The sequence below is a fragment of the Nocardia farcinica genome (assembly GCF_029867845.1).
GTDB lineage: Bacteria > Actinomycetota > Actinomycetes > Mycobacteriales > Mycobacteriaceae > Nocardia > Nocardia farcinica_A.
The window spans coordinates 1-9,698 of sequence record NZ_JARWRU010000872.1; the positions used below are offsets into that span (position 1 = coordinate 1).

A 9,698-nucleotide genomic window follows, 5' to 3' on the forward strand; every position below is an offset into this window, starting at 1 on the left:
CCCGGGCTTACGCCCCCTGTCCGGCGTCCCCGTGTCCGGCGCTCCTGTGTCCGGCGCTCCCGTGTCCGGCATCCCCGTGTCCGGCGCTCCTGTGTCCGGCGCTCCCGTATCCGGCGCCCCCGCGCTCGGTCTCGCCGACCGGGATCAGGTGCGCGCCCGGTGGCTCGTCTCATCGGGCGGGCTCGTCTCATCGGGCGGTGACGAACACCCCGGCGGCCACGGCGGCCAGCGCGGCCTCGGCGGCCATGACGGCAGTCGCGTCGTCGACGGGATCGCCGCTGGCGAGCAGGCGGTAGTACAGCGGCGCGGCGACCGCGGACAGGACCGCGCGCGGGTCGGTGCCCGACGGTGCCTCCCCGCGTCCGATCGCGTCGGTGACGCAACCCGCCCACTCGGTGAGGCGGACGTCGTAGAAGCGGTGCAGGGCGGTCCGCGCACCGTGATCGCAGGTGGCGGCGGCGATCACGGCCAGGAACAGCCTGCCCTGGCGCGGGTCGGTGAGAGTGCGCGCGATCAGGCGCGCGTTGGCGGTGAGGTCGCCGCGCAGCGAGCCGGTGTCCGCGCGCGGCACCGACTGCTCGGCCATGTCGGCGAGCAGGTCGGCGACCACCGCGGTCGGGGTGCCCCAGCGCCGGTAGACCGTGGTCCTGCCCACCCCGGCGCGGGCGGCGACCTCGGTCAGGTCGAGGCCGTCGAAGCCGCGTTCGGTGAGCAGATCGCCCGCGGCGCGCAGCACCTCGGCGCGGACCCGGGCGGTGCGCCCGCCCGGCCGGACCGAACCGGGGGAGTGTTCCGTCTCGACCGCCCCGCCGTGCGTTTCGGACGGGATGTCGGACATGCCGGAAACGATCATTATCGGGACTCCAGTTCCATTTAGAGGCGAACAGAGGTATGGTCGGGTTGCTAACGGAACTATAGTCCCTTTTGGGAGTGGTGATGGAGTACCGTCGTCTGGGAGCGTCCGGTCTCGAGGTCCCCGCGCTGAGCTTCGGCGCCGGCACCTTCGGCGGCCGCGGCGAGTTGTTCGGGGCGTGGGGCGAGGTGGACGTGGCGCAGGCGCGGCGCATGATCGACATCTGCCTCGACGCCGGGCTGACTCTGTTCGACACCGCCGACGTCTATTCCGACGGCGCCTCGGAGGAGGTGCTCGGCGCGGCGATCGAGGGCCGCAGGGACCGGGTGCTGATCTCCACCAAGGCGAGCCTGCCCACCGGCCCCGGCCCCGGCGAGGCCGGATCGGGCCGCGCCCGGCTGATCGCGGCGGTGGAGGGTTCGCTGCGCCGGCTCGGCGTCGACCACATCGACCTGTTCCAGCTGCACGCCTTCGACGCGGGCACACCGGTGCACGAAGTGCTGAGCACCCTCGACGATCTGGTGCGCGCGGGCAAGATCCGCTATGCCGGGGCGTCGAATTTCGCGGGCTGGCAGCTGATGAAGTCACTGGCCGTGGCCGGGGAGTACGGCCTGCCGCGCTATGTGGCCCACCAGGTGTACTACTCGCTGGTCGGTCGCGACTACGAGTGGGAGCTCATGCCGCTGGCCCGTGATCAGGGCGTGGGCGCGGTGGTGTGGAGCCCGCTGGGCTGGGGCAGGCTCACCGGCAAGATCCGCCGCGGCCGGCCGCTGCCGGAGGGCAGCAGGCTGCACCGCACCGCCGAAGCCGGTCCGCCGGTGCCCGAGGAACGGCTGTACCGGGTGGTCGACGTGCTCGACGAGCTGGCCGCCGAGACCGGCCGTACGATCCCGCAGATCGCCCTGAACTGGCTGCTCACCCGCCCCACCGTCGCCACCGTCCTGATCGGCGCCCGCGACGAGGACCAACTGCGCCACAACCTCGGCGCGATCGGGTGGCGCCTGACCGACGAGCAGCTCGCCCGCCTCGACGCGGCGAGCGCGGTCACCCCGCCCTATCCCTACTACCCGTACTACCGGCTGCCGGACTTCACCCGGCTCAATCCGCCCGCCGCGTAACCGATCCCGGCGCCCGGGCGGACTCAGTACACGTCGCGCACGTAACGCTTCTCGGCCACCAGCTGTTTGCGGAAGGCCAACGCGCCCTCCTCGTCCAGCTTGCCGTGGATGCGGGCCAGCGCGAGCAGGGTCTCGTCCACGTCCTTGGCCATGCGCGCGGCGTCGCCGCAGACGTAGAGGCAGGCGCCGTCGCGCAGCCAGGACCACAGTTCCGCGCCGTGCTCGATCATCCGGTGCTGCACGTACACCCGCTCCCGCTGATCACGGGAGAAGGCGAGATCCAGCCGGGTGAGGAAGCCGGTGCGGAACATGTCCTCGAGTTCGGCGCGGTAGTAGAAGTTGTGCGCGGCGTGCTGGTCGCCGAAGAACAGCCAGTTGCGGCCGGTGGCGCCCTGCGCGCGGCGGTGGTGCAGGAAACCGCGGAACGGTGCGATGCCGGTGCCGGGGCCGACCATGATCATCGGCGCGGCCGGGTCCTGTGGCGGCCGGAAATGCGGGGCGCGTTGCAGATAGATCGGCACCTGCGCGCCCGCCCGGTCGGCCAGGAAGGTCGAGCACACCCCGCCGCGCCGGTCGTTCTCGCCGTAGCGCACCACCCCGACGGTCAACTGCACCTCGTAGGGGTCCGTCAGCGGCGAGGAGGAGATCGAATACTGGCGTGGCCGCAGCCGTTTCAGCGCGCCCTGCCACTCGATCAGGTCGGCGCGCACCGGGAACTCGCGCAGCACGTCCACCGCCTGCCGGTCCCACAGGAAGCTCTCCAGCTCGTTGCGGTTGTCCCGGCGCAGCAGCTTGGCCAGCTGCTGGCTCGGATTGTGCTCGGCCACGAAGTCCAGCAGATCCGCGCTCACCGCGGTGATGTCGTAGTGCGTGCGCAGGGCGTCGGCCAGCGGCAGCTCACGCTCGTCCACCGTCACGATCCGCCGCCCGTCCAGCCCGGTGACCGACAGCCACTCCTGGACCAGATCGGGGCAGTTCGACGGCCACACGCCCAGCGAATCGCCCACCTCGTACTCGACGCCGAGTCCGCGCAGATCGAAACCGAACCGCCGGACCTCCTTGTCCGAATCCGGGTGCGTCAGCACCTCGTTGCGCACCAGCGGAGCCAGGACCGGAGAGTTGCGGGTGAACGGAGCGCCGCGGCCCGTCGGCTTGGTCAGCAGGGCGGTGCCGCCCCTCGCCGCGGCGCTCGCGCGGCCCGTCCCGGCGGACCCGTTGCCAAGGCCGCGCGGGCCGCTCGCCCCGCCGACGGGGATCGCGCCGCCGTTCACCGGGGTGCCGCCGAAAGGCCCACCGGTCACGGGATTCACGCCGATACCGGGACCGCAGGCAGGCGCACCACCGAAGGCCGCGCCGGTGCCGCCCTCGGCCGCGGCTAAACCGGGAATGCCCGCCCCTCGCCGGAACGCGGCCGGTCCACCCGTCGCGTCGTTCGCACCGCCCCGGCCGGGGGCTGGTGCGCCGCAAGCGCCGGTCTCACCCGTCGATCCGGCGCGCAGCACCGCGAGCACCTCGTCGAGCCACGCGCTCGCGCGGTCCTCGTCGGGTTCGCAGTCCACGCGGGGCAGCAGCCGGTGCGCGCCGCGCTCGGCCAGCAGTTCGTCGAGTTTGCGGCCGTGGCCGCAGAAGTCGTCGTAGGAGGAGTCACCGAGGGCGAAGACCGCGTAGCGCAGACCGGACAGCGCGGTGCTCGCCGCCGAGAGGCGTTCCCAGAAGTCCGCGCCGTTGTCCGGCGGCCCGCCGTCGCCGAAGGTGCTGCTGACGATCAGCACCTCGCCGGTCAGCGCGTCGAGTTCGCAGGAGTCCATGTCCAGCAGCAGCGGCTGGAAGCCCTCGGCGGTCAGCCGGTCGGCGACCTCGCCCGCGATCTCCTCGGCCGTGCCGGTCTGCGAGGCCCACAGCACGGTCACCTTCGCCTGCCGCGCCGCGCCGGGGTCGGCCGTGGCCGCACCCGGTCCGTGCCCGGCGGAACCGAGGGCGGGACCGCGCGAGTACATGCCTGCCAGCAGCCCGTCGACCCACGCCCGCCGCGGACCCGAGATCGGCGCGGATTCCGGCAGCACCGGCTGACCGGTGACCGGAACCGTCTGCAAGGCGGTCAGATAACCGCCGAGGTAGACGCGCTCGAGTTCGGACAGCGGGGGTGTCGCCACCGTGTCGACGCTGAGCAACGCGGCCAGCGGATGCGCGCCGACGGCGCCGGCCCCTGGCCGATCCGCGAGCTGTGCCTGCCCCGAGGCGTCCGCCGCCCCCGCACCGGAGAACTGCGACTCGCCCGATCCCGAGCCGCCGGATGCCGCGCCGATGGTGTCCGCACCGGCGGCACTCGCTCCCGCCCCGGACCCGCCCGTGACCGCACCGGACGCCCCTGTCCGTCCGCTTCCCCCGGCGTCACCGCGCGTCACCGGCGTGACCCGCCGCAACGACACCGCGCACTGCTTGAACTCCGGTTGCAACGACTCCGCGTCCACCGCGTCGTTGGTCACCGCGTTGATGGTCAGGTACTCGCCCTGCTCGTCGTTCCAGTGGAAGGGCGCGAAGCAGTCGCCCGGCCGCACCCGGTCGTCGACGCGCACCGGCAGCACCGCGCGGCCGCGACGGGAAGCGATCTCCAGGTGATCGCCCGGCCGCACGCCGAGCCGCTCGGCATCCTCGGGGTGCACCTCGACGAACGGCGCGGGATGGAGCTTGGTGAGCTTGGTGATCCGGCCGGTCTTGGTCATGGTGTGCCACTGGTGCTGGAGGCGGCCGGTGTTGAGCACGAACGGGAAATCGTCGTCGGGCAGTTCGGCGGGCTCCATGTGCGGGCGGGCGAAGAACCTCGCGCGCCTGCTCGGTGTGGCGAAGGCCAGGTCGGGCGTGCGGCCGTCGGCGTCGACGAACAGGTCCTGGCTGACGCCGTCGTTGCGGTAGCGGATCGGGTTGCGCCGCCGCGCCGGATCGGGGCACGGCCACTGCATCGGGCCGTCGGCCAGCGCCGCGTAGCTCATGCCGCGCAGGTCGTAGCCGGTGGCCGGATTGGCGAAGGTGACGATCTCGTCGAAGATCTCGGCGCTGGAGGCGTAGTCGAAGCCGGGGAAGCCCATGGCGGTGGCGACCTGGGCGATCAGCTGCCAGTCCGGCCGCGCCTCGCCCACCGGCTCCACGCACTTGCGCATGAGGGTCACATCGCGTTCGGAATTGACCATCACCGCATCCGATTCCGACCACAGCGTGGCGGGCAGCATCAGGTCGGCGTAGGCGTTGGTGGCGGTGTCGGTGTAGACGTCCTGGGTGATGACCAGTTCGGCGGCCTCCAGCCCGGCGATCACGGTCTTGCGGTTGGACACCGAGGCCACCGGATTCGTGCAGATGATCCAGGCCGCCTTGATCTCGCCGTCGGCCATGCCGCGGAACAACTCGATCGTGCCCGGCCCGGCCTCGGTGCGCAGCGTGCCCGGCGCCAGGCCCCAGGCGTGCTCGACGAACTCGCGGTCGGCGGGCGAGAGCAGCGAGCGCTGGCCGGGCAGCCCCGGTCCCATGTAGCCCATCTCGCGGCCGCCCATGGCGTTGGGCTGGCCGGTCAGCGAGAACGGACCCGATCCGGTCCGGCAGATCGCGCCGGTGGCCAGGTGCAGATTGCAGATGGCGTTGGTGCTCCAGGTGCCGTGGGTGGACTGGTTGAGCCCCATCGTCCACAGCGTCATCCACTCGCCCGCCTCGGCGATCCAGCGGGCCGCGGTGCGGATGTCGGCCTCGGCCAGTCCGGTGATCTCGGCGACCGCCTCCGGCGGGTAGCCGGCCAGGAACTCCGGCATGGCGTCCCAGCCCTCGGTGTGCGCGGCGATGAACTCCTCGTCGACGGCGCCCTCGGCCACCAGCAGGTGCAGCAGGCCGTTGAGCAGCGCCAGGTCGGTGCCCGGCCGCAGTTGCAGGAACAGGTCGGCCCTGGCGGCGGTGTCGGTACGGCGCGGGTCGGCCACGATCAGCTTCGCGCCCGCCTTCAGCCGATCGGCCATGCGCAGGAACAGGATCGGGTGGCAGTCGGCCATGTTCGCGCCGATGACGAAGAACAGGTCGGCGTGGTCGATGTCGTCGTAGGAGCCGGGCGGGCCGTCCGCGCCGAGCGACTGCTTGTAGCCGGTGCCCGCCGAGGCCATGCACAGCCGGGAATTGGCCTCGATGTGCTTGGTCCGCACGAAACCCTTGGCCAGCTTGGTGGCCAGATACTGCGCCTCGAGCGACATCTGCCCGGAGACGTAGAGCGCGATCGCGTCCGGGCCGTGCTCGTCGAGGATCGCTCGCAACCGGTCGGCGGCCTCGCGCACCGCCTCGTCCACCGGGATCGGCACCGGCACCTGGTCGCGCTGCGGACGCCGGTAGGCGGTCTCCATCCGCCCCGGCGCGCGGGTCAGCTCCAGGTGCGTGGCGCCCTTGGTGCACAACCTGCCCGCGTTGGCCGGATGCAGCTTGTCGCCGGCGACCTTCGCGATGACAGGGGCGCCGTCCGGGCCCGGCGCGGTCTGCACGGTGATTCCGCACCCCACGCCACAGTACGAGCACGCCGTGGCGGCGGTACCCGGTGTGGGGTCGATGGATGCGTCCGACATGCTCTCGATCATGCGGATCCTCGATTGCGCCGGATTTACCCCGCGTTATCGACAGGTGACAATCAACCTCACCGCGCCGGATCGCGATTGTGAGGTGTGTCCGCCGTCACGTGCGCGTCCCCGTTCGAGCTGGTAGAGGCCGCGCCGAAGACGCCTGCACCGCGGGCGGGAAAGGGTCAGCCGAGCTTGTGACCCCGATGTAGCGCCACCACGCCGCCGCTGAGATTGCGCCACTTCACCGACGACCAGCCCGCCGCCGCCATGCGCATGGCCAGCTGCCGCTGGTTCGGCCAGGCGCGGATCGACTCGGCCAGGTAGACGTAGGCGTCGGGATTGCTGCTCACCGCGCGCGCCACCGCAGGCAGCGCCCGCATCAGGTACTCCATGTACACGGTGCGGAAGACCGGGATCACCGGGGTGGAGAACTCCGCGATCACCAGCCGCCCGCCCGGCTTGGTCACCCGCAGCATCTCCCGCATCGCCAGATCGGGGTCGGCCACATTGCGCAGGCCGTAGGAGATGGCCACCGCGTCGAACGACTCGTCGGCGAACGGCAGGGCCATCGCGTCGCCCGCCACCATCGGCACCGGCCGGAAACTGCCCGCCGCCAGCATGCCCTTGGAGAAGTCGGTGGCCACACACCACGCGCCCGACTTGGCGAACTCGACCGTCGAGACGCCCGTGCCCGCCGCGAGATCGAGCACCCGCTCGCCCGGCCGCAGATCCAGCGCCTTGCGCGTGGCCCACCGCCAGTAGCGGTCCTGGCCCACCGAGATCACCGTGTTGGTGAGGTCGTACCGCTTGGCGACACCGTCGAACATCGTCGCGACTTCGTGCGGTTGCTTGTCCAGCGAGGCCCGGAACGACTCGCGCTGCTGCTGTGTCTTCGCCACGCCTCGACCCTAGTTCGGCACGGGCGGATCGGTCGTGCCGGGTGTGGCGACCGACACCGGCTCCTGAGGATCGCGCCGCCCCGCGCGCACCAGCAGCCACCAGATCGGCAGCGCGATCAGCCAGGTCACCACGATGACCGACAACGCGGGAATGATCGCCACCCGCGCGTCACGTCCGACCACCCGGACCAGATCCGGCTCGCCGCGGCTGTATTCGACCTTGATGCGCTCGCCCGCGGTGAGATTCGTCGGATAGAGGATGCCGACCTTCGGATTGTGGGTCACCCCGTCGGGGGTGACGTAGACGACCGCCGAGCGCAGCCGCCCGGCCGAGAGCACCTCGCCGGTGGTCACCACCTTGTCCGAGGAGATCAGCTGGTCGTTGCGCCAGGCCGCCAGCACCAGCAGCACCATGAGCACGCTGACCGCCGTCGCCGCGACGAGCACCCCGGTGCGGGACCGCCGCAGCCGGATGGTCCGCCTTTCGGCCTGGCTGGTTTCCGACACGGCCACAGGCTACCGACGTGCTCGGCTAGCGTGGCCGCCATGTCCCGTAAATTCCGCTCCACCGTGCCGTACAGCGTTCCGGTAGAAGATCTGCACCGGGCACTCACCAGCGGCGACGCCTGGCGCGCGCGATTCGCCGAGGCCGAAACCGCCACCATCGACGTCACCCACCCCGACGGGCCGGGCACCGCCCGCATCCACATGAACGAACGCGCCCGCGAGGACCGCGTCCCCGGCCTGGTCCGCAAGGTCCTCTCCGGCGACCTGGTCTTCGATCGCACCGACGACTGGCGGGCGCTGTCCGGCGGCGTCGCCGAGGCCGACGTCCGCGTCGTCACCACCGGCGTCACCGCCGTCATGACCGGCGTCGCACGCCTGCGCCCCGCGGCCGAAGGCAGCGAGATCGAGGTCGGCGGCACGATCGAGGTCAAGGTGCCGCTGGTCGGCCGCGCCATCGAACCGCTGGCCGAGCAGCTGCTGCACCGGGTGCTCGGCAGCGAGCGCCGCTTCTTCGAACAGTGGTGCGCCGAACACGCCGCGTCCTGAACCGTCAGGCAGTCGTCCGACGCGGGCGGTCCGTGGCGAACGCGGGCTGCCCGCCGGGGCGGGCCCCGGTCAGGCGAACGGCTTCGGCTCGTCCGCCCGCATCGACAACCGGCCCGCGGCCCGCCACGCCCGCGCGGTCAGGTCCGCGTCCTCGTCGGTGACCAGATTGCCCATCACCCGGACGGCGGTGCGCTGCAGGAACTTCGAGCGCATCACCGGCGGACCGCCGGTGGGCACCATGCGCGGATGGGTGGCCAGCCCGGCGATGCGCCGCGCCACCGAGAAGGTGCGACCGTAGCGTTCGCGCAACAGATCCGGCCACAGCGCGGTGAAGTCGAGTCCGGCGAAATCCTCGCTGTCGAGCACCTGACCGAGCATGTGCCCGCCCTCGAGGCCGTAGTCGATGCCCTCGCCGTTCAGCGGATTCACACAGCCCGCCGCGTCGCCGACCAGAACCCAGTTGCGCCCGGCCACATTCGACACCGCCCCGCCCATCGGCAGCAGCGCCGAGGCCACCGCGCGCGGCTCGCCCTCGAAACCCCACTCCTCGTAGCGCTGCGCGGTGTAGTGCCGCAGCAGCGGTTTCAGCGCGATGTGCGACGGCCGTTTCTCCGTGGCCAGCGAACCGACGCCGATGTTGACCTCGCCGTTGCCCAGCGGGAACACCCAGCCGTAGCCGGGCACCAGCTGTCCGTCGGCGTCGCGCAGCTCCAGATGGGAGGTGATCCACTGGTCGTCGCTGCGGGCGGAACGGATGTAGGCGCGCGCGGCGGTGCCGTAGGCGAACCGGCGGTGCCAGGTGCGGCCGAGTTGTTTGCCGATGGGGGAGCGCACGCCGTCGGCCACCACCAGCACCTCACAGCCCACGGTGACGGTCTGCCCGCCGACGGCGAAGGTGACCGCGCGCACCCGCTCCCCGTCGCGCACCACCTCGACCGCCTTGGCGCCGTCGACCATCAGCGCGCCGGACTTGACCGCGGTCTCGCGCAACGTGTCGTCGAGTTCGGTTCGGGGGACGGCGCTTCCGTAGGACGGGAACGACCCGCCTGGCCAGGGCAGCAGCGCCTCGCGGCCGAAGCCGGTCATGCGCAGACCGTGGTTGACGGTGTGCGCGCGCAGCCAGCTGCCGAGGCCGAGCAGCTCCAACTCCTTGGTCGCGCGCGGCGTCCCCCCCGCCCCGCCGCGCGTGTCG

Annotated in this window: 7 protein-coding genes; 2 read left to right on the plus strand and 5 right to left on the minus strand. The window is 72.0% G+C overall.

The window, feature by feature from the left end:
• Positions 1-187: 187 nt before the first annotated feature.
• On the minus strand, positions 188-838 hold the full coding sequence (locus QH283_RS19010) for a TetR/AcrR family transcriptional regulator (RefSeq protein WP_280504335.1): 651 nt from the start codon (positions 836-838) through the stop codon (positions 188-190).
• A gap of 98 nt (positions 839-936) precedes the next feature.
• Between QH283_RS19010 and QH283_RS19015 the strand changes: the two genes are divergently transcribed.
• The gene (locus tag QH283_RS19015) at positions 937-1,971 is read left to right on the plus strand and encodes an aldo/keto reductase (protein ID WP_280504336.1); all 1,035 of its coding nucleotides are present in this window, start codon (positions 937-939) and stop codon (positions 1,969-1,971) included.
• Between the two features lie 23 nt (positions 1,972-1,994).
• Here the strand turns inward: QH283_RS19015 and QH283_RS19020 are convergent, their stop codons facing one another.
• From QH283_RS19020 to QH283_RS19030, 3 genes are all read right to left on the minus strand, one after another.
• The gene (locus tag QH283_RS19020; protein ID WP_280504337.1) at positions 1,995-6,572 is read right to left on the minus strand and encodes a bifunctional nitrate reductase/sulfite reductase flavoprotein subunit alpha; all 4,578 of its coding nucleotides are present in this window, start codon (positions 6,570-6,572) and stop codon (positions 1,995-1,997) included.
• Between the two features lie 164 nt (positions 6,573-6,736).
• A complete protein-coding gene (locus tag QH283_RS19025) occupies positions 6,737-7,453 on the minus strand; it encodes a demethylmenaquinone methyltransferase (protein ID WP_280504338.1) in 717 nt (238 codons plus the stop codon).
• 9 nt (positions 7,454-7,462) lie between these two features.
• Positions 7,463-7,867, minus strand: coding sequence for a DUF3592 domain-containing protein (locus QH283_RS19030; RefSeq protein ID WP_280504341.1), 405 nt, complete (start codon positions 7,865-7,867; stop codon positions 7,463-7,465).
• 132 nt (positions 7,868-7,999) lie between these two features.
• Here QH283_RS19030 and QH283_RS19035 point away from each other — a divergent pair, with 132 nt between their 5' ends.
• A complete protein-coding gene (locus QH283_RS19035; protein ID WP_280504339.1) occupies positions 8,000-8,506 on the plus strand; it encodes a DUF2505 domain-containing protein in 507 nt (168 codons plus the stop codon).
• 69 nt (positions 8,507-8,575) lie between these two features.
• Here QH283_RS19035 and QH283_RS19040 read toward each other — a convergent pair.
• Positions 8,576-9,698: NAD(P)/FAD-dependent oxidoreductase (locus tag QH283_RS19040; protein ID WP_280504340.1), on the minus strand; the 1,123-nt coding region annotated here is incomplete at its 5' end.